General features: G+C 64.8%; 25 protein-coding genes. 1 reads left to right on the forward strand and 24 read right to left on the reverse strand.

Annotation, left to right across the window (positions count from 1 at the left end; genetic code table 11):
• Position 1: 1 nt before the first annotated feature.
• The 18 genes from APT63_16470 to APT63_16555 all read right to left on the reverse strand — a co-directional run bounded on the left by APT63_16470 (position 2) and on the right by APT63_16555 (position 14952).
• Positions 2 to 1144 carry an outer membrane protein assembly factor BamB gene (locus tag APT63_16470; protein AMA47087.1) on the reverse strand — a complete coding sequence of 381 codons (1143 nt, stop codon included), beginning with the start codon at positions 1142 to 1144 and terminating at the stop codon, positions 2 to 4.
• Position 1145: 1 nt separating this feature from the next.
• Entirely contained in the window at positions 1146 to 1787 is a 642-nt protein-coding gene (locus APT63_16475; protein AMA47088.1) for a GTP-binding protein, read from the reverse strand.
• Between the two features lie 39 nt (positions 1788 to 1826).
• The gene (locus tag APT63_16480) at positions 1827 to 3116 is read right to left on the reverse strand and encodes a histidine--tRNA ligase (protein AMA47089.1); all 1290 of its coding nucleotides are present in this window, start codon (positions 3114 to 3116) and stop codon (positions 1827 to 1829) included.
• A 24-nt stretch (positions 3117 to 3140) separates the two neighbouring features.
• Positions 3141 to 4250, reverse strand: a complete 1110-nt coding sequence (locus APT63_16485; protein AMA47090.1) for a 4-hydroxy-3-methylbut-2-en-1-yl diphosphate synthase — start codon at positions 4248 to 4250, stop codon at positions 3141 to 3143.
• A 3-nt stretch (positions 4251 to 4253) separates the two neighbouring features.
• Positions 4254 to 5240 (reverse strand): Cro/Cl family transcriptional regulator, encoded by a 987-nt coding sequence (locus APT63_16490; protein ID AMA47091.1) that lies wholly within the window; start codon positions 5238 to 5240, stop codon positions 4254 to 4256.
• Entirely contained in the window at positions 5240 to 5998 is a 759-nt protein-coding gene (locus APT63_16495) for a pilus assembly protein PilW (protein ID AMA47092.1), read from the reverse strand. The genes APT63_16490 and APT63_16495 overlap by 1 nt, the downstream gene beginning before the upstream one ends.
• Before the next feature lie 13 nt (positions 5999 to 6011).
• Positions 6012 to 7157 (reverse strand): 23S rRNA (adenine(2503)-C2)-methyltransferase, encoded by a 1146-nt coding sequence (locus APT63_16500; GenBank protein AMA47093.1) that lies wholly within the window; start codon positions 7155 to 7157, stop codon positions 6012 to 6014.
• Between the two features lie 28 nt (positions 7158 to 7185).
• Positions 7186 to 7611, reverse strand: a complete 426-nt coding sequence (locus APT63_16505; GenBank protein AMA47094.1) for a nucleoside-diphosphate kinase — start codon at positions 7609 to 7611, stop codon at positions 7186 to 7188.
• Between the two features lie 88 nt (positions 7612 to 7699).
• A complete protein-coding gene (locus APT63_16510) occupies positions 7700 to 7900 on the reverse strand; it encodes a Fe-S assembly protein IscX (protein ID AMA47095.1) in 201 nt (66 codons plus the stop codon).
• Positions 7901 to 7911: 11 nt separating this feature from the next.
• Positions 7912 to 8253: a 2Fe-2S ferredoxin gene (locus APT63_16515; protein AMA47096.1), complete on the reverse strand. Its 342-nt coding sequence runs from the start codon at positions 8251 to 8253 to the stop codon at positions 7912 to 7914.
• A 3-nt stretch (positions 8254 to 8256) separates the two neighbouring features.
• Positions 8257 to 10119, reverse strand: coding sequence for a molecular chaperone HscA (gene hscA / locus APT63_16520; GenBank protein ID AMA47097.1), 1863 nt, complete (start codon positions 10117 to 10119; stop codon positions 8257 to 8259).
• 42 nt (positions 10120 to 10161) lie between these two features.
• The gene (gene hscB, locus APT63_16525) at positions 10162 to 10683 is read right to left on the reverse strand and encodes a co-chaperone HscB (GenBank protein ID AMA47098.1); all 522 of its coding nucleotides are present in this window, start codon (positions 10681 to 10683) and stop codon (positions 10162 to 10164) included.
• Positions 10684 to 10690: 7 nt separating this feature from the next.
• Positions 10691 to 11014: an iron-sulfur cluster assembly protein IscA gene (gene iscA, locus APT63_16530; GenBank protein AMA47099.1), complete on the reverse strand. Its 324-nt coding sequence runs from the start codon at positions 11012 to 11014 to the stop codon at positions 10691 to 10693.
• A 28-nt stretch (positions 11015 to 11042) separates the two neighbouring features.
• On the reverse strand, positions 11043 to 11429 hold the full coding sequence (locus tag APT63_16535; protein ID AMA47100.1) for a scaffolding protein: 387 nt from the start codon (positions 11427 to 11429) through the stop codon (positions 11043 to 11045).
• A 57-nt stretch (positions 11430 to 11486) separates the two neighbouring features.
• A complete protein-coding gene (locus APT63_16540; GenBank protein ID AMA47101.1) occupies positions 11487 to 12701 on the reverse strand; it encodes a cysteine desulfurase in 1215 nt (404 codons plus the stop codon).
• Between the two features lie 42 nt (positions 12702 to 12743).
• Positions 12744 to 13235 carry a transcriptional regulator gene (locus APT63_16545; GenBank protein AMA47102.1) on the reverse strand — a complete coding sequence of 164 codons (492 nt, stop codon included), beginning with the start codon at positions 13233 to 13235 and terminating at the stop codon, positions 12744 to 12746.
• Between the two features lie 166 nt (positions 13236 to 13401).
• Positions 13402 to 14187 (reverse strand): serine acetyltransferase, encoded by a 786-nt coding sequence (locus tag APT63_16550; GenBank protein ID AMA47103.1) that lies wholly within the window; start codon positions 14185 to 14187, stop codon positions 13402 to 13404.
• Entirely contained in the window at positions 14188 to 14952 is a 765-nt protein-coding gene (locus tag APT63_16555) for an RNA methyltransferase (protein ID AMA47104.1), read from the reverse strand. It abuts the gene before it with no gap.
• 146 nt (positions 14953 to 15098) lie between these two features.
• Here APT63_16555 and APT63_16560 point away from each other — a divergent pair, with 146 nt between their 5' ends.
• Positions 15099 to 15917 carry an inositol monophosphatase gene (locus tag APT63_16560; GenBank protein AMA47105.1) on the forward strand — a complete coding sequence of 273 codons (819 nt, stop codon included), beginning with the start codon at positions 15099 to 15101 and terminating at the stop codon, positions 15915 to 15917.
• 54 nt (positions 15918 to 15971) lie between these two features.
• Here the strand turns inward: APT63_16560 and APT63_16565 are convergent, their stop codons facing one another.
• The 6 genes from APT63_16565 to APT63_16590 all read right to left on the reverse strand — a co-directional run bounded on the left by APT63_16565 (position 15972) and on the right by APT63_16590 (position 20293).
• Complete coding sequence (locus tag APT63_16565; protein AMA47106.1) at positions 15972 to 16403, reverse strand: stringent starvation protein B; 432 nt, start codon at positions 16401 to 16403, stop codon at positions 15972 to 15974.
• Positions 16404 to 16413: 10 nt separating this feature from the next.
• A complete protein-coding gene (locus tag APT63_16570; GenBank protein AMA47107.1) occupies positions 16414 to 17037 on the reverse strand; it encodes a stringent starvation protein A in 624 nt (207 codons plus the stop codon).
• Between the two features lie 116 nt (positions 17038 to 17153).
• Entirely contained in the window at positions 17154 to 17888 is a 735-nt protein-coding gene (locus APT63_16575; GenBank protein ID AMA47108.1) for a cytochrome C, read from the reverse strand.
• On the reverse strand, positions 17885 to 19099 hold the full coding sequence (locus tag APT63_16580) for a cytochrome B (GenBank protein AMA47109.1): 1215 nt from the start codon (positions 19097 to 19099) through the stop codon (positions 17885 to 17887). Before APT63_16580 ends, APT63_16575 begins: the two co-directional genes overlap by 4 nt.
• On the reverse strand, positions 19099 to 19692 hold the full coding sequence (locus tag APT63_16585; GenBank protein AMA47110.1) for a ubiquinol-cytochrome c reductase iron-sulfur subunit: 594 nt from the start codon (positions 19690 to 19692) through the stop codon (positions 19099 to 19101). Before APT63_16585 ends, APT63_16580 begins: the two co-directional genes overlap by 1 nt.
• 208 nt (positions 19693 to 19900) lie before the next feature.
• Entirely contained in the window at positions 19901 to 20293 is a 393-nt protein-coding gene (locus tag APT63_16590) for a 30S ribosomal protein S9 (protein AMA47111.1), read from the reverse strand.
• Between the last annotated feature and the right edge of the window lie 10 nt (positions 20294 to 20303).

Below are 20303 nucleotides of genomic sequence, written 5' to 3' on the forward strand. Positions count from 1 at the left end.
GTCAGCGGAGGGTCAGCGCTTCGAGCTTGCCACCGTTGCCGAACACATAGAGTGTGTCGCCGACGACCAGGGGGCGGGCACGCAGGCCATCCCGGTCGACGCGCTCGCGGCCGACGAAGCGACCGTCGACCTGGCTGAGCAGGTGCAGGTAGCCTTCGAAGTCACCGACGGCGACGTAGCTGGAGAACACCTCCGGTGCCGACAGCTGACGACGCGCCAGCGATTCGTTGCTCCACAGGGCACTGGCCGAACGTTCGTCGATGCCTTCGACGGTGCCCGAAGCCTGGCTGACGTAGACGTTACCGAACCCTTGGGCGACACCGACGTAGCTCGACGCATCGCGCTGCCACAACGAGCGACCGGTTTCCAGGTCCAGGCCCGCGACGCGGCCCTGGTAGGTGCTGACGTAGATCACGCCGCCGGACAGCAGTAGCCCGCCGTCGATGTCGACCACGCGCTCCAGCTCCGAACGGCCCTGCGGCACGGCGACCCGCGCTTCCCAGACCGGCACGCCGTTCTGGGTGTCCAGGGCGATCACCTTGCCGGTCGACAAGCCGGCCACCGCCAGGCGGTTGGTGACGATCGGCGCACCGGTACCGCGCAGGGTCAGCACCGCCGGGGTACTTTCGTAGATCCAGCGGCGATCGCCGGTGGCGGCGTCCAGGCCGATCACACGATCGTCCTGGGTCTGCACCACCACCACGTCACCGTTGTTCGCCGGAGGTGCCAGCACTTCGCTGGTCACCCGCGAGCGCCAGCGCTCTTCACCGGTGTCGGCATCCAGGGCGATCACTTCGCCCTTGAGGGTGCCGAGCATGACCAGGCCATAGCCGACGCCGACGGCGCCAGACACGGGCAGGTCCAGGTCCTGTTTCCAGATCACGTCGCCGTTGCTGCGGTTCATGGCCATGACCACGCCGTGGACGTCCGACGCGTAGATGCGGTCGTTTTCGACGGCCGGCACCAGCGTGTTGTAGGTCTCGCCCTGGCCGTCACCGATGGAGCGGCTCCACAGCTTGGTGAGGTGGACCTCTTCGGTGAACTGGGTCAGCTCGGCCGGTGGCAGTTCCTTCTTGCTGTTGCTGCTGCAACCCGCTGCCAGAACGGCAAGGGCCAGCACTGCTGCTTGTTTCCAACCGATCACGTCAGGCGTCCCCTTTGGCCAGGTCATCCAGCTTCAGTTGCAGGCCACCGACCGCGGCGTCATCCGACAGCGCAGCCTTGGCTTTTTCGTAGGCCCCATGGGCATCGTCGGCACGACCCAGCTGTACCAGCAGGTCGCCCTTGAGTTCTTCACGGCTGGCCAGGAAGGCCTTGTCGGCATCGCCGTCCAGCAGCTTCAGGCCTTCTTCGGCCTTGTTCTGGGCCGCCAGCACGCGGGCCAGACGCTGGCGCGAGATCTCGCCGAGCGTTTCGTTGGCCGGCTTGTCCATCACGCCCTTGAGCTCGGCGGCGGCATCGTCCAGCTTGCCGTCGTCGACCGCCACGCGGGCCACGAACAGGCTGCCGTACTGAGCGTAGGCGGTACCGCCATACTCGCTCTTGAGCTTGCTGGAAAGCTCGGCGACCTTGGTCGTGTCTGGCTGGCCGTTGGGCGTCGTCGACGTTTCCAACAGGGCCTGGTACAGGATCGACGCGCCCTGGGACTGGTTGGCCTGGTACTTGTGCCAGGCCTGCCAGCCCACCACCACGGCGGCGGCCAGCAGCGCGCCGGTCAGCAGCGGCTTGCCGTTACGGTTCCACCAGTCCTTGGCCTCGGCCATCTGGTCATCATCGGTACTCGACACCCCAATACTCCTTCTAAGCAATTCGGCTGTTCGACCGCTTCACGCCTGGGCGAGAGCGGCATCCAGATGCCCGGCCAGGGCATCCCAGGCAATGTTCTGTTGTTCACCCTGGCCACGCAGCGGCTTGAAGCCCACCTGCCGAGCAGCCAGCTCGTCGTCGCCCATGATCAGCGCATACAGCGCGCCGCTCTTGTCGGCCTTCTTGAATTGGCTCTTGAAGCTGCCGCCCCCGGCGTTGACCTGCAGGCGCAGCCCCGGCAGGCGATCGCGCAGCCCTTCGCTCAGGCGCAAGGCCGCCAGCTCCGCCTGCTCGCCGAAGGCGCACAGGTAGACGTCGACCTGACGGCTGATCGATTCCGGTACCTGGCCCAGGGTCTCGAGCAGCAGGATCAGACGCTCGATGCCCATGGCGAAGCCGACGCCCGTGGTCGGCTTCCCGCCCATCTGTTCGACCAGTCCATCGTAGCGGCCACCGGCACAGACCGTGCCCTGGGCACCGAGCTTGTCGGTCACCCACTCGAACACCGTCTTGCTGTAGTAGTCCAGACCGCGCACCAGTTTGGTGTTGAGACGGAACGGAATGCCCGCGGCGTCCAGACGTGCCTTCAGGCCCTCGAAATGCAGGCGCGATTCCTCGTCGAGATGATCCTCGAGCTTGGGCGCATCGACCAGCACGGCCTGGGTGCCGGCATCCTTGCTGTCGAGGATGCGCAGCGGATTGCTCTTGAGACGGCGCTGGCTGTCCTCGTCGAGCTGGTCCAGGCGTGCGGACAGGAACTCCACCAGCGCATCGCGATAGCGGGCACGTGCCTCGCTGGTGCCCAGGCTGTTGAGCTCCAGGGTGACCGCGTCACGGATGCCCAGCTGGCCCCACAGGCGCCAGGTGAGCATGATCAGCTCGGCGTCGATGTCCGGCCCGTCGAGGTTGAACACCTCGACCCCGATCTGGTGGAACTGCCGGTAGCGGCCTTTCTGCGGACGCTCGTGGCGGAACATCTGGCCGATGTACCAGAGTTTCTGCACCTGGCCATTGCCGGTGATGCCATGCTCGAGCACGGCACGCACGCAGGCCGCGGTGCCTTCGGGACGCAGCGTCAGCGAATCGCCGTTGCGGTCCTCGAAGGTGTACATCTCTTTTTCGACGATGTCGGTCACTTCACCGATCGAGCGCTTGAACAGCTCGGTGAACTCGACGATCGGCGTGCGGATCTGGCTGTAGCCATACGTATCCAGCAGGCCGGCCACGGTGCCTTCGAAGTAACGCCACAGCGGCGACTGCTCGGGCAGGATGTCGTTCATGCCACGAATGGCTTGCAGCGATTTGCTCACGGAAGATCCTTACGCATCTGTCGGTCAGCCTCGGGCGATCAATGCCGCGTCGGCCTCGGCCTTTTCGGCCGCTTTCTGGCGGATGAGCTTTTCCAGCTCGTCCACCAAGTTGTCATTGGTGAGTTTCTGCGACGGCTTGCCGTCGATGTAGATCAGGTTGGGCGTGCCGCCGGTCAGCCCTACATGGGCTTCCTTGGCTTCACCCGGACCGTTGACCACACAACCGATCACGGCCACGTCCAGCGGCACCAGCAGGTCTTCGAGGCGGCCTTCCAGGTCGTTCATGGTCTTGACCACGTCGAAGTTCTGCCGCGAGCAGCTCGGGCAGGCGATGAAGTTGATGCCGCGCGAGCGCAGCCGCAACGACTTGAGGATGTCGTAGCCAACCTTGACCTCTTCCACCGGGTCGGCGGCCAACGAGATCCGGATGGTATCGCCGATGCCTTCGGCCAGCAGCATACCGAGACCGACCGCCGATTTCACCGTCCCTGAACGCAGGCCACCGGCTTCGGTAATGCCCAGGTGCAGGGGCTGGACGATCTGGCGGGCCAGCTGGCGGTAGGCGTCGACGGCCATGAACACGTCGGAGGCCTTGACGCTGACCTTGAAGTCCTGGAAATCCAGCCGGTCCAGGTGCTCGACATGGCGCAGGGCCGACTCGACCAGGGCGGCGGGCGTGGGCTCGCCGTACTTCTTCTGCAGGTCCTTTTCGAGCGAGCCGGCGTTGACGCCGATGCGGATCGGGATACCCCGGTCGCGGGCGGCGTCGACCACCGCGCGGACGCGGTCTTCACGGCCGATGTTGCCGGGGTTGATGCGCAGGCAGTCGACGCCCAGCTCGGCCACGCGCAAGGCGATGCGGTAGTCGAAATGAATGTCGGCGACCAGGGGCACCGAAACCCGCTGCTTGATGCGGCCGAACGCCTCGGCGGCGTCCATGTCCGGCACCGAGACCCGCACGATGTCGACACCGGCATCGACCAGACGGGTGATCTGCGCGACGGTGGCGTCGACATCGTTGGTGTCGGTGTTGGTCATGCTCTGCACCGCAATGGGCGCATCGCCGCCCACGGGCACCTTGCCTACCCAGATCTTCCGGGATTCGCGGCGCTTGATCGGAGATTCACCGTGCATGGATTACTGTCCCAACTTGAGGCGGGCGGTCTGGCCGCTGGTGAACGGTGCGGTATCGACCGCCTGGCCGTTATAGGAAACCTGGGCGCCGCGCGCGTAGCCCAGGCGCACCGCGAGCGGTGGCTTGCCGGACAGCTCGAGGCGATCGCCCTTGCGCTTGACGCCGCTGGACAGCACCTTGCCGGTGGCATCGGTGACCTGGGTCCAGCAGTCGGCGGAAAAATCGATGGCCAACTGGCCCTGGCCGGCCACTGGCGCGGCGGCAGGCGCCGGGGCCGTCGTCGGGGCTGGCTGGGTCGTCGTCGCTGGCGGCGTCACGGCGGACACGGCCGGTGCGGTGCTGGCGGTCGCCGGCGCGCTCGAGGCCGTCACCGGCGCAGTGCCCTGGGACGGCGCAGGCGCATCGGCCACGGCGTCATTGCTTGCCTGCGGCAGGGCCAGGGGGGCCGACTCGGGCTGCTCGCCCGCGGCGACGGCCTGGTCTTCAGGCTCGTCCAACGGATGGATCTGGGTCGTGCCGTCGGCACTTTCGACCTCGACGTGCTCCATGGCCAGGTTGCCCGCGTCCTTGCGCGGACCACCCTGGTCCTGCCACCAGGCGAACCCGCCGCCCACGACGGCCAGCAACAGCAGCAGGCTGACGCCGCGCAGGATGTTGTGGGACAGGCGCATGGGTTCTTCGATACGGCCCAGCGAATGCACGTCGCTGCCCTTGGCGTGGGTGCCGGTGTGCTGATCGAAGGCATCGACCAGGGGCGCCTGGTCCAGGTCGAGCAGTTTCGCATAGGCGCGGATGTAGCCGCGTGCGAAGGTGTGTCCGGGCAGCCGATCGAAGGCGCCCGTTTCGAGATGGTTCAGCGAACTGACGGTCAGGTTGAGCTTGCTGGCCACTTCAGCCTGGGTCCAGCCACGGCTTTCGCGGGCCTGACGCAAGCGCTCACCGGGATGCTGGCCAGTCGCTGCTGCTAGTTCGGGATGCGCGGCTTTCATCATTGCTCCGACAGGTAGTGCTGATAGTCCGGCGTGCCGGGGTAAAGTCCATTCAGGGCGCGGTCCGAGGCGGTCGCCTGCCTGCCGGCGTCTGTCTCGCGCGACAGCCGCCGTTCCAGCGCCTGACTGCGTGGACCGGGTTCGGCCACCTGCTTGAAACGCTCATGGTAGTCACGCGCCTGCTCCAGGTCGCCTTCATCGAGCGACAGCTCGGCCAGCGCCAGCAAGGCACGTGGCTGATGGGGATCGAGCGTGACGGCCTTGCGCAGGTAGGCCTGGGCCTCGTCGCGACGACCGAGCTTCAGGGCCGTCATGCCCAGGTTGCCGTACACCTGCGGACGCTCAGGATACAGCGTATCGCTGGCCGCTTGGCGAAACATCTGCTCGGCCTGGGCAAATTCTCCACGAGCATAAAGGAAACTGCCGAAGTTGTTGCAGATTCGTGCGTCATGGGGGCGCGTGGCGAGGGCGGTACGAAAATGCGTCCTGGCGGTTTCGTCATCTTCTTCGGCCTGCGCCACCAGTGCCAGGGCCGCATGGGCGTCGGCATCCCGGGGGTCGAGCGCCAGCGCGCGCATCAGGGGAACCTTGGCTTGCTGCACCCGCCCCTGGTGTAGGTAGCCCAGGCCCAGCTGTACGGAAGCCCGCCCCGCCTGCGCCCTGCCCTCGCGACTGGCGAGCGGATCGACCGCGCCGCTGGTGACGCAACCGGCCAGCAGCGAGAGCGACAGCATCGACAGCGCGGCGCGCAGGGTCATCGGCGCGGTTCCGTCAGTTGCCTGCGGCGCCGTCGTTCATCTCGGCGTCAGCGTTGAGCTGGCGCACGGCGATGTAACGCTCGCTGCGTCGAGTGCGGTCCATGACCTGGCCGACGAGCTGCCCGCAGGCGGCATCGATGTCCTCGCCACGGGTGGTCCGGGTGGTAACGTTGAAGCCACCATGGTGCAGCAGGTCCTGGAAGCGCCGGATCGCGTTGTTGCTGGGGCGCTCGTAGCCCGAGTGCGGGAACGGGTTGAACGGGATCAGGTTGATCTTGCACGGCACGTCGCGCAGCAGCTCGATCATTTCGGCCGCGTGCTGCGGCTGGTCGTTGACGTCCTTGAGCAGCGTGTACTCGATGGTCAGCACGCGCTTGCCACCCAGGGTGGCCATGTAGCCCAGGCACGAGTCCAGCAGCATCTTGAGCGGGTACTTGCGGTTGATCGGCACCAGCTGGTTGCGCAGCTCATCGTTCGGCGCGTGCAGCGACAGCGCCAGGGAAACGTCGATGTGCTTGGCCAGCTCGTCGATCATCGGCACCACGCCGGAGGTCGACAGGGTGACGCGACGCTTGGAAATGCCATAGCCCAGATCGTCCATCATGATCTTCATGGCGGCGATGACATTGTCGAAGTTCAGCAGGGGCTCGCCCATGCCCATCATGACCACGTTGGTGATGGCGCGGTCGATCTTGGCCGGGACGGTCCCGAAGGATTTGTTCGCGACCCACACCTGACCGATGACTTCGGCGGCGGTGAGGTTGCTGTTGAAGCCTTGCTTGCCGGTGGAGCAGAAACTGCAGTCCAGGGCACAGCCGGCCTGGGACGACACGCACAGGGTGCCACGGTCGTCGGTAGGGATGTAGACGGTCTCGACGCAGCTGCCAGAGGCAACGCGGACCACCCACTTGCGCGTTCCGTCGGCGGAGATGTCTTCACTGACCACTTCCGGCGCGCGAATCTCGGCAACGCCCTTGAGCTTTTCGCGCAAGGCCTTGCCGACGTTGGTCATGGCGTCGAAATCATCGACGCCAAAGTGGTGAATCCATTTCATCACCTGCCCGGCACGGAAGCGCTTCTCCCCGATCGAGTCGAAGAACTGTTCCATTTCCGGCTGGGTCAGCCCCAGCAGGTTGATCTTTTCAGCAGATGTCGTCATGGATTCACCCTCACTCGTCAGCCTTCGCTTAGCGAGTGGTTACCTCGGTAGCAGCGAAGAAGTAAGCGATTTCGCGAGCGGCAGCGGCTTCGGAGTCCGAACCGTGCACGGCGTTGGCGTCGATCGACTCGGCGAAGTCGGCGCGGATGGTGCCGGCAGCGGCTTCTTTCGGGTTGGTGGCGCCCATCAGCTCACGGTTGCGCGCGATGGCGTTCTCGCCTTCCAGCACCTGAACCACGACAGGACCGGAGGTCATGAAGGCAACCAGGTCACCGAAGAAGCCGCGCTCTTTGTGCTCGGCGTAGAAGCCTTCGGCTTCGGCCTTGGACAGCTGCTTGATCTTGGAAGCGACGATGCGCAGGCCGGCTTCTTCGAAGCGCGAGGTGATCTTGCCGATCACGTTCTTGGCAACGGCGTCAGGCTTGATGATGGAGAAAGTACGTTGAACAGCCATGGAAAACTCCGGAATTTGAGTGTTGCGAAAAATTGAACCCGCGGATTATACGCGGGTTCCAGGGGATTGCCTAACCTGCCGAAGCGACTCAGTCGGCTTCTTCGATCCACGCCGCCTGGATGGCTTCGAGCACCTTTTCACCGGCGCGCTTGGGATCGTCGGAAAACTCCGGCAGCTCCTGCACCCATTTGTGCAGCTGGACGAAATTCACATAGCGAGGATCGACGTCCGGCTTGCTTTCGGCAAGCTGGATGGCGATCTCAAGTACGTCAACCCATTTCAGACTCATGCAGACGGCCCTCAGTGCGGCGCTTCAGCGGCGTGGTTGAGCGAGTACTTGGGGATCTCGATGGTCAGGTCCTCATCGGCCACCACCACCTGGCAACCCAGGCGCGACTGCGCTTCCAGGCCCCAGGCCTTGTCCAGCATGTCTTCCTCGAGCTCGTCGGCCTCTTCGAGCGAATCGAAGCCCTGGCGCACGATGCAATGGCAGGTGGTGCAGGCCTTGACGCCGCCGCAGGCGCTTTCCATCTCGATGTGATGGTCATGGGCCAGTTCCAGGATGTTGGTCCCGGCTGGCACGTCCACGGTCAGCCCTTCGGGGCAGAATTTCTCATGCGGCAGGAATGTCACCAGCGGCATCGGTTACTCCTCGATCTCATTCAGGTTGCGCCCGGCCAATGCGGCTTTGACCGTCGAATCCAGGCGACGGGCGGCAAACGCGTCGGTCACCTGCGACAGACGCTTGGTCTGTTGCTCGATGGCGGGGCCATCGGTGCCGGTCAGCAAATCACGTAGGTCCTGCATCTGCATCTGGATCGCCAGACGCTCTTCTTCGTCGAGCAGGCGCTCGCCATCGGCCTGCAGGGCACCGTCGACCGCTTCGAGCAGCCGCTCGGCATCGACCTGGTGCTCGCGCAGCTGGCGCGCCTGCTTGTCGCTGCCGGCATGCTCGAAGGAGTCCTTGAGCATGCGGGCGATTTCGCCGTCGGTCAGGCCGTAGGATGGCTTGACCTGAATGCTGGCCTCCACGCCGGAACCCACCTCGCGCGCCGCGACGCCGAGCAGGCCGTCGGCATCGACCTGGAAGGTCACGCGGATCTTCGCAGCGCCCGCCACCATCGCCGGAATGCCACGCAGTTCGAAGCGCGCCAGGGAGCGGCAGTCGCTGACCAGCTCGCGTTCGCCCTGCAGCACATGGATCATCATGGCCGACTGGCCATCCTTGTAGGTGGTGAACTCCTGCGCGCGCACCACCGGAATCGTGGTGTTGCGCGGAATGATCTTTTCCATCAGGCCGCCCATGGTCTCCAGACCGAGCGACAGCGGGATCACGTCGAGCAGCAGCAGGTCGCCGCCTTCGCGGCGATTGCCGGCCAGCGTGTCGGCCTGGACGGCGGCACCGACGGCCACGACCTGATCGGGATCGATGGACGTCAGGGGCGTACGCCCGAACAGCGCACCGACCGCCTCGCGCACTCGAGGCACGCGGGTCGAACCGCCGACCATCACCACCTCGGCGACCTCCTCCAGCTCCACGCCACTGTCGCGCACGGCGCGACGGCAGGCCTTGAGGCTACGGGCGATCAGCGGCTCGATCATCGCGTCGAAGGCGGTGCGGGTCAGCTGAGCGGTCCAGGCGCCATGGCGCACCTCGACCGACTCGGCGTCGGTCAGGGCTTCCTTGGCGGCGCAGGCGGTCTGCATCAGCTGGCGCTGGGTCGAGGGGTCGAGGTCGTTGTCCAGCCCGGCCTGGTCGATGATCCAGGTGGCGATGGCATGGTCGAAATCGTCGCCGCCCAACGCGGTGTCACCGCCAGTGGCCAGCACCTCGAAGACCCCGGCGGTCAGGCGCAGGATCGAGATGTCGAAGGTCCCGCCACCCAGGTCGTAGATGGCGACCACGCCTTCGGCGTTCTGGTCCAGGCCGTAGGCCACGGCGGCTGCCGTCGGTTCGTTGAGCAACCGCAGCACTTCCAGGCCGGCCAGACGCGCGGCGTCCTTGGTGGCCTGGCGCTGGGCGTCGTCGAAGTAGGCCGGAACGGTGATCACCGCCCCGACCAGTTCGCCGCCCAAGGTCTCTTCGGCGCGTTGACGCAGCGACTTGAGAATGTCGGCCGACACCTCGACCGGGCTTTTCGGGCCCTGCACGGTGTCGATGAACGGCATGTGCGACTCGCCATCGACGAAGCGGTAGGGCAATTGCTCGCCCAGCTGCCGCACGTCGGCGCGGCCACGCCCCATCAGGCGCTTGACCGACAGGATCGTGTTGAGCGGGTCGAGGGCGGCGGCGGCGCGAGCGCCCTGGCCGACCTGGGTGCCTTCGGCCGAATAGCGCACGGCCGAAGGCAGGATGACCTGACCGTCGGCGTCGGGCAGCGGCTCGCTGCGGCCGCTGCGTACGGCGGCGACCAGGGAATTGGTGGTGCCCAGGTCGATACCCACCGCCAGGCGCCGCTGGTGCGGCTGGGGGGTCTGACCGGGTTCGGCGATCTGCAGTAGGGCCATGCTTATCTGAATACCTTAGGCGTCGTCACGGTCGACACCGGGTTAATCGTCGAGGCGCTCTTCGAGTTGGCGCACTTCTTGGGCGAGCTTGTCGAGGAACTGCATGCGGCGCATCAGGCGTTCGGCCTGTTCACGCTGTGCTGCATCGTCCCAGCAGGCGGCGAAGGCCTCGTCGAGCGCGCTCTGCGCAGCCTTGACGCGGCGCTTGAAGACCGCGACACCGTCGAGGTCGGCCTCGTCGTGCAGCTCCTCGAGCTCTTCACGCCACTGCATCTGCTGCATCAGGAAGTCCGGGTCGTGGACCGTCACTTCCTGAGGCACCTCTTGCCCATCAAGGGCCAGCAGGTAGCGGGCGCGCCGCGGGGCGCTGCGCAGGGTCTGGTAGGCTTCGTTGAGCGCGGCGGAGCGCTCGAGCGCGAGGCGCTGCTCACGTTCGGACGCATCGGCGAAGCGATCCGGGTGGACCTCGCGGGCCAGTTCACGGTAGCGAACGGCCAGCGCATCGAGGTCCAGGCGGAATGCCGGCTGGAGGTCGAACAGGGCGAAATGGCAAGGAGTACCCACGGCAGCCTCAGACGTTGAAGCTTTCGCCGCAGCCACACTCACCGCGCACGTTGGGGTTGTTGAACCTGAAGCCTTCGTTCAACCCTTCCTTGACGAAGTCCAGCTCGGTGCCGTCGAGGTAGACCAGGCTCTTGGGGTCGATGATGACCTTCACGCCGTGGTTCTCGAAGACCTGGTCTTCATCGGCCAGTTCGTCGACGAACTCCAGCACGTAGGCCAGGCCCGAGCAGCCGGTGGTGCGCACGCCCAGACGAATGCCTTCGCCCTTGCCGCGACCCTGGAGGGAACGCCGCACATGGTTGGCGGCGGCTTCTGTCATGCTGATAGCCATCGAGACTCCTTACCTTGCGACAGGCGAGTTAAAGCAAACCTTTCTTCTGCTTGTAGTCGCGTACGGCCGCCTTGATGGCGTCCTCGGCGAGCACGGAGCAGTGGATCTTCACCGGCGGCAGGGCCAGTTCTTCGGCCAGCTGGGTGTTCTTGATGGTTTCGGCTTCGTCGAGGGTCTTGCCCTTCATCCACTCGGTGGCCAGCGAGCTGGAGGCGATGGCCGAACCGCAACCGTAGGTCTTGAACTTGGCATCTTCGATGACGCCCTGCTCGTTGACCTTGATCTGCAGGCGCATCACGTCGCCGCACGCCGGAGCGCCGACCATGCCGGTACCGACATCGGGATCCTCGGCGTTCATCTTGCCGACGTTGCGCGGATTTTCGTAGTGGTCGATGACCTTTTCGCTATATGCCATGGTGCAATTCCTTCCTCATCTGGGAGCCGCTCTTGCCGGCGACTGCTTGGCGGCTGCTTAGTGGGCGGCCCATTCGATCTTGGAGATGTCGACGCCGTCCTTGTACATGTCCCACAGCGGCGACAGTTCACGCAGCTTGCTGACCGCTTCGCAGACCTTGCGGGCGGCATGGTCGACGTCTTCTTCGGTGGTGAAACGGCCGAAGGAGAAACGGATGGAGCTGTGCGCCAGCTCGTCGTTGCGACCCAGTGCACGCAGCACGTAGGACGGCTCGAGCGACGCGGAGGTGCAGGCCGAGCCGGACGAGACGGCGATGTCCTTGAGCGACATCAGCAGCGACTCGCCTTCGACGTAGTTGAAGCTCAGGTTCAGGTTGTGCGGTACGCGGGCGGTGCTGCTGCCGTTGATGTACAGCTCTTCGAGGTCGGAGACCTGGCTGAAGAAGCGGTCGCTCAGGGCCTTGATGCGCACGTTCTCGGCGGCCATTTCCTGCTTGGCGATGGCGAAGGCTTCACCCATGCCAACGATCTGGTGGGTCGGCAGGGTGCCGGAACGCATACCGCGCTCGTGGCCGCCACCGTGAATCCCCGCTTCCAGACGCACGCGCGGCTTGCGGCTGACGTACAGCGCGCCGATGCCCTTGGGCCCGTAGACCTTGTGCGCGGAGAACGACATCAGGTCGACCTTGAGCTTCTGCAGGTCGATCTCGACCTTGCCGGCCGACTGCGCGGCATCGACGTGGAACAGCACGCCACGCGAGCGGGTCAGTTCGCCGATCGCGGCGATGTCGGTGATGGAGCCGACTTCGTTGTTCACGTGCATGATCGACACCAGGATGGTGTCATCGCGCAGGGCCGCCTCGACCATGGCCGGGGTGACGATGCCGTCTTCGCCAGGCTCGAGGTAGGTGACTTCGAAGCCTTCACGCTCCAGCTGGCGAGCGGTGTCGAGGATCGCCTTGTGCTCGACCTTCGAGGTGATGATGTGCTTGCCCTTGGTGGCGTAGAAATGCGCCACGCCCTTGAGGGCCAGGTTGTCCGACTCGGTGGCGCCACTGGTCCAGACGATCTCGCGCGGGTCGGCGTTGATCAGTTCGGCCACTTGGCGGCGAGCGTGTTCGACGGCCTCTTCGGCCTTCCAGCCGAACAGGTGCGAGCGCGACGCCGGGTTACCGAAGTTTCCGTCGAGCGTCAGGCATTCGACCATTTTCTGGGCGACGCGTGGATCGACTGGCGTGGTCGCGGAGTAATCGAGGTAGATCGGCAACTTCATTTCGTATCTCCTATCAGGCGGTCGCGCCGCTCGTCGAAACGGTCATTCGACGGCGGACGTCTCAATCTTGTCCAGGTGGGCGGAACGGCCCGCGACACGGCGCAGGTCCTGGCGGTGGGCAACTTCCTGGACTTCTCGGCGGATGACCAGATCGGCCAGGCTGATACCACTGAGGAACGTGTGGATCTGCTCGCTGAGGTCACACCACAGGTGGTGCGTCAGGCAGGTATCGCCACCATGGCAATCGCCCAGCCCCTGGCAACGGGTAGCGTCGACCGACTCGTTGACCGCGTCGATGACTTGCGAGACCTGGATGGTGTCCATGCCTCGGGACAGCTGGTAGCCGCCGCCGGGGCCTCGTACGCTGGAAACCAGGCTGTTGCGACGCAACTTGGCGAACAACTGTTCCAGGTAGGAAAGGGAAATGCCCTGGCGTTCGGAGATGTCGGCCAACGATACCGGTCCATGCGTGGCATGCAATGCCAGATCGAGCATGGCAGTCACCGCGTATCGGCCTTTGGTAGTCAATCGCATGGCTATCGGGTACCACGGGAGTTACAGGATAGTGGACGGGATTATGCAATTTCCGAGCATTCAAGTCAACTATAAAACCTACTGCTTTAGTCGGAATTAACCCCGAAAGACGGCCCGCATCATAGCAGGTACGGCGCATGAGCACACGCGCCGTACCTGCCCGCTGTCAATGTGGCGGGGTGTCGCCCTGCACGTCCTGCTTGACCTCGGCGAAGTCCTCGTCCCGCAGGGCGGGCATGTCCTTGGCGCAGTAGCTGCTGTCGAGCTTGCTCAGCTCGCCGCAGACCTCTTCCAGACGACCATCGACTGCCTGCAGGTGATCGAGCAGAAGCCCGATGGCCCGGGCCACCGGGTCGGGCATGTCGCCACTCACGCCATAGGCATCGAACCCGATCTTCGCCGCCATGGCCTTGCGCTTGGCCTCGACCTCGCCGTCCTCGGCCTTGACGATGATGCGCCCCGGAATGCCGACGGCGGTGGCCCCGGCAGGCACTTCCTTGGTGACCACGGCATTGGAGCCGATCTTGGCGCCCGCGCCGACGGTGAACGGGCCGAGCACCTTGGCCCCTGCGCCGACCACCACGCCATCTTCCAGGGTCGGGTGACGCTTGCCCTTGTTCCAGCTGGTGCCACCCAGGGTCACCCCCTGGTAGAGCGTCACGTCGTCACCGATCTCGGCCGTCTCGCCGATCACGATGCCCATGCCATGATCGATGAAGAAACGCCGCCCGACCTTGGCCCCCGGGTGAATCTCGATCCCCGTCAACCAACGGCCGAAGTTGGAGACCAGCCGCGCCAGCCATTTGAAATCACGGATCCACAGCGCGTGCCCCAGCCGGTGCAGCCAGATGGCATGCATGCCCGGATAGCAGGTCATCACCTCGAAGGCATTGCGCGCCGCTGGGTCGCGGTGGAACACGCTCTGGATATCTTCACGCAGACGCTCGAACATCTATCGGTCCTTCCGTTTGTGCGGCTCGCCCCGGGCCACTTTCTGGGTCTCGGTGAGAATGCCGCGCAGGATGCTCACTTCGGTACGCTCGACCGCACTGCGCCCGTACAGACGCCGCAGGCGCGGCATCAGTTGACGAGGCTTTTCCGGGTCGAGAAAGCCGATGTCCACCAACGCCTGCTCGAGGTGCTGATAGAACAATTCCATTTCGTCCATGGTCGCCAGCTCCGACGGGGTGGCCGCCGGCTTCGACGATGAAGCGCCCTGCCCGCCACTGGCCAGCCAGGCGGTACGCACCTCATAGGCCAGCACCTGCACCGAAGCGGCCAGGTTCAGCGAGCTGAAGTCAGGGTTGGACGGGATGTGCACGTGGAAATGACAACGCTGCAGCTCATCGTTGGTCAGCCCGGCATGCTCGCGCCCGAACACCAGGGCGATCTCCTCGCCGAGGGCTGCATGCTCGATCACTGCACGACCGCATTCGCGCGGATCGATCAGCGGCCAGGGCAGACGCCTGTCGCGGGCACTGGTGCCCAGCACCAGGCGGGTGCCGACCAGCGCTTCTTCGAGGCTGTCGACCACGACGGCGTCGGTCAGCACGTCATCGGCCCCCGAGGCCCGGGCGGAGGCCTCGGGCGACGGGAATTGCTGCGGCTGGACCAGCACCAGGCGCGACAGACCCATGTTCTTCATGGCACGCGCAGCGCCGCCGATGTTGCCGGGGTGGCTGGTATTGACCAGGACGACACGAATGTTTTGCAGCACGGTAATGCGCTCGCGGAGGCAGTGGGCGGAGGCAGAATCTTACAGAAGGCACCTCGCCAGCGCCACGAAAGCGAACGTCACGCTTCAGCGCGCGAACTTTTCTGCTAGAATGTGCGGCTTTCTTTAACACTCCAGGTGACCCACCCATGCAGCCTATGCTGAATATCGCGCTGCGCGCCGCTCGCAGCGCCAGTGAACTGATCTTCCGCTCCATCGAACGCCTGGATACCATCAAGGTCGACGAGAAGAACGCCAAGGACTACGTTTCGGAAGTCGATCGCGCCGCCGAGCAGAGCATCGTCAACAGCCTGCGCAAAGCGTATCCGAACCACTCCATCCAGGGCGAGGAGACAGGTCTGCATGCCGGCACCGGCGAGGAAGGCAAGGATTACCTGTGGATCATCGATCCACTGGACGGCACGACCAACTTCCTGCGTGGTATCCCGCACTTCGCCGTCAGCATCGCCTGCAAATACCGGGGTCGCCTCGAGCACGCCGTGATCGTCGATCCGGTTCGCCAGGAAGAGTTCACCGCCAGCCGCGGCCGTGGCGCCCAGCTTAACGGCCGTCGCCTGCGCGTCAGCTCGCGCAGCAGCCTCGAAGGCGCCCTGCTCGGCACCGGCTTCCCGTTCCGTGACGACCAGCTCGGCGATCTGGACAACTACCTGGGCATGTTCCGCGCCCTCACCGGCCAGACCGCCGGCATCCGCCGCGCAGGCGCCGCGAGCCTGGACCTGGCCTACGTCGCGGCCGGTCGCTTCGATGCGTTCTGGGAGTCGGGCCTGTCCGAGTGGGACATGGCCGCAGGCGTGCTGCTGATCCAGGAAGCAGGCGGCCTGGTCAGCGACTTCAATGGCGGCCACGACTTCCTCGACAAGGGCCACATCGTCGCTGGCAACGTCAAGTGCTTCAAGGCCGTGCTGACGGCGATCCAGCCGCACCTGCCGGCGCACATGAAGCGCTGATCCGTCACGCCGCGCCGAAAAAAGGCGACCCCTGGAGGGTCGCCTTTTTCATGCCTACTTGACCACTTTCAGGCTCGGCGGCCCGCTGGGACGAGGAGGCTGACCGCCGTCGTCCGGCGAGTCGTCACCCGGCAGCTCATCGAAGCCTGCCTCGGCATCCTCCTCATCCATCAGCGCAGGCTCCAGCTCGAAGACCATGCCCTGGCCGTTCTCACGGGCGTAGATACCCAGGATAGCGGGCACCGGCACGTACAGCGTGTGCGCGACACCACTGAAACGCCCTTCGAAGCTCACGGCTTCGTTGTCCATGTGCAGGTTGCGCACGGCACTGGGCGAGATGTTCAGGACGATCTGGCCGTCACTGGCGAAACCTTGGGGGACCTGGACAGCCGGGTAGTCGGCGTTGACCAGCATGTGAGGTGTGCAATCGTTGTCGACGATCCACTCGTAGAGCGAGCGCACCAGGTAAGGGCGACTGGAGTTCATCAACGGCTCCTTAAGCATTGCGCATTGCGCGTTCGGCAGCGGACAGGCTCGCCTGGAAAGGCTCGCGAGCGAACTGTCGCTCCATGTAATCGGCCAGCGGCTTGGCCTGCCGTGGCAACTCGATGTTCATCAGTGGCAGACGCCACAGTATCGGCAGTAGACAGCAGTCGGCCAGACTTTGCTCCTCGCTCATGAAACAGGCGAACCTAGCGAACACCGGCGCCACGCCGACCAGGCTCTCGCGAAGGGCCTGGCGGGCCACGGCGCGCTGGGCATCGGGCAAGCGCTCGTCGAGGATGACATCGGCCTGCGTGCACCAGTCGCGCTGGACGCGGTGCATCAGCAGGCGCGTGTTACCACGTGCCAGGGGATAGACCGGCAGCAGCAAGGGATGAGGATAACGCTCCTCGAGGTACTCCATCAGCACGCTGGACTCGTAGAGCGCCAGGTCACGGTCGACCAGCATCGGCACGCTGCCGTAGGGATTGATCTCGGTCAGATGTGCCGGCAGGCGACCCGCCTCGACCTCGACGACTTCGACGGTGACGGCCTTTTCCGCGAGCACCAGGCGCACGCGGTGAGAGTAGTGGTCAGCGGGGTCGGAATAACAGGCCAACCCGTTGGGCGCACCCATGGTGCTCCTCCTCGCAAACAAAGGGATAGGATGACAAAGACGAACGCGCCTGTGAGACCTTCGTGTCGACACGAAAGCGCTCGAAGGCGCGTCTATGGTGCAAGGACTCGACGCGCTCAGGGCACGTCCTTCCAGTATTCTCGCTTGAGCAGGTAGGCCAGCGCCATGAACACCGCGAGGTACAACAGCACGTAGACGCCGAGACGTCGGTGCTCGAGCCGGGAGGGATCGGCCGAATAGGCCATGAAACCCACCAGGTTCCTGATCTTCTCGTCGAATTGACGGGGCGTCAGGGTACCCGAATTCGGCACCAGGGTCAGCTGGTCGCAGGTCTTGCCGGACGATGCCGCGGCACTGCCAGGCGCACAGCCCAGCACCTGCCGCCCCTGCAGCCCTGCCAGCACGTTGGGCATGCCCACGCCCGGCAGTACACGATTGTTCGTTCCCAAGGGGCGTGATGGGTCTTCGTAGAAGCTGCGCAGGTAGGTGTACAGCCAGTCCTCCCCTCGCACCCGGGCGATCAGGGTCAGGTCCGGTGGCGCTGCGCCGAACCAGGCCTTGCCGTCTTCGGGGCGCAGGCTGCTGGTCATGTGATCGCCAATCTTGGCGCCTGTGAACACCAGGTTCTCCAGCATCATGGCATGGGGAATGCCCAGGTCGTCGGCCACCCGCTCGTAACGCTGAAACTGCATGCCATGGCAGCCCATGCAGTGATTGACGAAGGTCCGCGCACCGTCCTGCAAGGCGGCTTTGTCGCTCAGGTCGATGCGCGCCTCATCCAGCCCAGCCGCGGCCGCCCAGACGCCGTTCGACCAGAGCAGCCATGCCAACGCCATCAACAGGGCCTTCATCGGCGCGTGACTCGCGCAGGAACGGGCAAGGTCCGCTCGCGACGGGTATAGAACGGCATCAACAGGAAGTAGGCGAAGTAGATCACGGCGCAGCCCCGTGCCAGCCAGGTACCCCACAGGCTCGGCGCCTGCAGGCCCAGCACGCCCAGGGTCACGAAGGCCACGCAGAACAGGCCCAGGAAAACCCGGCTGGCCCAGCCCTTGTAGCGCATCGAACGCACCGGGCTGCGGTCGAGCCACGGCAGCGTGAACAGCAAGGCGATCGCCCCTGCCATCGCCAGAACGCCGAACAGCTTGTCCGGCACCGCGCGCAAGATCGCGTAGAACGGCGTGAAGTACCAGACCGGCGCGATGTGCTCGGGCGTTTTCAGGGTGTTGGCCTGCTCGAAGTTGGCGCGCTCCAGGAAATACCCGTTCATGTCCGGGAAGAAGAACACCACCGCGCAGAACACGAACAGGAAGACGCCGATACCGAACAGGTCCTTGACGGTGTAGTACGGGTGGAAGGCCACGCCATCGAGCGGTACGCCGTTCGGCCCCAGGTGCTGCTTGATGTCGATACCGTCCGGGTTGTTCGAACCCACCTCGTGCAGCGCCATGATGTGCAGCACCACCAGCCCGAGCAGAAGCAGGGGCAACGCGATCACGTGCAGGGCGAAGAAACGGTTCAACGTGATACCGGAAATCAGGTAGTCACCGCGCACCCATTGCGCCAGGTCCTCGCCGATCACGGGGATGGCACCGAACAGCGAGATGATCACCTGCGCGCCCCAGTAGGACATCTGCCCCCAGGGCAGCAGATAGCCCATGAACGCCTCGGCCATCAGCGCCAGGTAGAGCAGCATGCCGAACACCCACACCAGCTCGCGCGGCTTCTGGTAGGAGCCATAGAGCAGGCCACGGAACATGTGCAGGTAGATGACGATGAAGAACGCCGAGGCACCGGTCGAATGCAGGTAGCGCAGCAGTGCGCCATATTCCACGTCGCGCATGATCGACTCGACCGAGGCGAAGGCGCCCTCGGCGGTGGGGGTGTAGCTCATGGTCAGCCAGAGCCCGGTGACCAGCTGATTGATCAGCACCACCAGCGCCAACGAGCCGAACAGGTAGAACACGTTGAGGTTCTTGGGCACGTAGTAGCGACTGAGGTGCCCCCGCCACAACCGGGTCAACGGGAAGCGCGCATCGATCCACTGCACGAGCTTGTTCATCATGCGCCCTCCTGATCGACACCGATCACGATCACATCCTCGGATTCATAGGCATGGGGTGGTATAGGCAGGTTGAGCGGTGCAGGCTGTGCCTTGTAGACACGCCCGGCCAGGTCATAGCGTGAACCATGGCAGGGGCAGAAATACCCGCCCACCCAGTCAGGCCCCAGGTCGTCGGGCGCCACTTCGGGACGGAAGGACGGCGAACACCCCAGGTGCGTGCACAAGCCGATGACCACGAAGATGTCCGGCCGGATCGCGCGCGTACGCGGGTCCACATAAGCCGGCTGGTTCGAGGCGAGGGAACGGGGATCGGCCAGTTCAGGCACCAGCGTGTCGAGGGCGGCCAGCATCGGCTTGCCACGCCGCAGGACGAACACCGGCTGACCCCGCCACTCGACCACCATCTGCTGACCCGGCTCGATCTTCGCGACGTTGATCCTGACCGGCGCCCCGGCGGCCTTGGCCTTGGCGCTCGGGAACCAGGCCTTCACCAAAGGCACCGCAGCACCCACCGCCCCCGCCGCACCGACCACAGACGTGGCCGTCACCAGAAAGCGGCGCCGCCCTGTATTGACGCCGTCGTTGCTCATCTCACCTCTCCACCGCCATGAATCGCCGTTCGCCACCGAACGGGACGGCAGACAAAAACTGGCCGAATGGTAAGAACCCAGGCGAGGGATGACAAGGTAAATAGCGTTGGCGGCCCATGGCGGGCGGTACGACGCGATCTTGTACATACGCCGGAAACAAAAAACCCGACTCCATTGGAGTCGGGTTTTTTGGACTGCCGAAGCGCGATTAACGCTTGGAGTACTGAGGACGCTTACGTGCTTTACGCAGGCCCACTTTCTTACGCTCGACTTCACGGGCGTCGCGGGTCACGAAGCCAGCACGACGCAGCGCGCCACGCAGGGATTCGTCGTATTCCATCAGTGCACGGGTGATACCGTGACGGATAGCACCGGCCTGACCGCTGACACCACCACCGATGACGGTGACGTAGATGTCGAACTTCTCGACGGTCTCGGTCAGCTCCAGCGGCTGGCGAACAACCATGCGAGCGGTTTCGCGGCCGAAGAAGGTGTCCAGAGGACGGTTGTTGATGGAGATGTTACCGGTGCCCGGACGCAGGAAAACGCGAGCGGTTGCGGTCTTGCGACGGCCAGTGCCGTAATTTTGAGTCGCCGACATAATGAACTAT

The organism is Pseudomonas monteilii (assembly GCA_001534745.1).
GTDB classification, from domain to species: Bacteria; Pseudomonadota; Gammaproteobacteria; order Pseudomonadales; family Pseudomonadaceae; genus Aquipseudomonas; species Aquipseudomonas alabamensis.

Bases quoted from the DNA above. Each gene is read 5' to 3' on its own strand.
- APT63_16500 (AMA47093.1), bottom strand. From the start codon at position 7,157: ATGACGACATCTGCTGAAAAGATCAACCTGCTGGGGCTGACCCAGCCG.
- APT63_16585 (AMA47110.1), bottom strand. From the start codon at position 19,692: ATGAGCAACGACGGCGTCAATACAGGGCGGCGCCGCTTTCTGGTGACG.
- APT63_16535 (AMA47100.1), bottom strand. From the start codon at position 11,429: ATGGCATATAGCGAAAAGGTCATCGACCACTACGAAAATCCGCGCAAC.
- APT63_16545 (AMA47102.1), bottom strand. From the start codon at position 13,235: ATGCGATTGACTACCAAAGGCCGATACGCGGTGACTGCCATGCTCGAT.
- APT63_16510 (AMA47095.1), bottom strand. From the start codon at position 7,900: ATGAGTCTGAAATGGGTTGACGTACTTGAGATCGCCATCCAGCTTGCC.
- APT63_16540 (AMA47101.1), bottom strand. From the start codon at position 12,701: ATGAAGTTGCCGATCTACCTCGATTACTCCGCGACCACGCCAGTCGAT.
- APT63_16490 (AMA47091.1), bottom strand. From the start codon at position 5,240: ATGAAAGCCGCGCATCCCGAACTAGCAGCAGCGACTGGCCAGCATCCC.
- APT63_16550 (AMA47103.1), bottom strand. From the start codon at position 14,187: ATGTTCGAGCGTCTGCGTGAAGATATCCAGAGCGTGTTCCACCGCGAC.
- APT63_16570 (AMA47107.1), bottom strand. From the start codon at position 17,037: ATGGGTGCGCCCAACGGGTTGGCCTGTTATTCCGACCCCGCTGACCAC.
- hscA (AMA47097.1), bottom strand. From the start codon at position 10,119: ATGGCCCTACTGCAGATCGCCGAACCCGGTCAGACCCCCCAGCCGCAC.
- APT63_16565 (AMA47106.1), bottom strand. From the start codon at position 16,403: ATGAACTCCAGTCGCCCTTACCTGGTGCGCTCGCTCTACGAGTGGATC.
- APT63_16505 (AMA47094.1), bottom strand. From the start codon at position 7,611: ATGGCTGTTCAACGTACTTTCTCCATCATCAAGCCTGACGCCGTTGCC.
- APT63_16515 (AMA47096.1), bottom strand. From the start codon at position 8,253: ATGCCGCTGGTGACATTCCTGCCGCATGAGAAATTCTGCCCCGAAGGG.
- iscA (AMA47099.1), bottom strand. From the start codon at position 11,014: ATGGCTATCAGCATGACAGAAGCCGCCGCCAACCATGTGCGGCGTTCC.
- APT63_16495 (AMA47092.1), bottom strand. From the start codon at position 5,998: ATGACCCTGCGCGCCGCGCTGTCGATGCTGTCGCTCTCGCTGCTGGCC.
- APT63_16575 (AMA47108.1), bottom strand. From the start codon at position 17,888: ATGAAGGCCCTGTTGATGGCGTTGGCATGGCTGCTCTGGTCGAACGGC.
- APT63_16590 (AMA47111.1), bottom strand. From the start codon at position 20,293: ATGTCGGCGACTCAAAATTACGGCACTGGCCGTCGCAAGACCGCAACC.
- APT63_16485 (AMA47090.1), bottom strand. From the start codon at position 4,250: ATGCACGGTGAATCTCCGATCAAGCGCCGCGAATCCCGGAAGATCTGG.
- APT63_16580 (AMA47109.1), bottom strand. From the start codon at position 19,099: ATGAACAAGCTCGTGCAGTGGATCGATGCGCGCTTCCCGTTGACCCGG.
- APT63_16560 (AMA47105.1), top strand. From the start codon at position 15,099: ATGCAGCCTATGCTGAATATCGCGCTGCGCGCCGCTCGCAGCGCCAGT.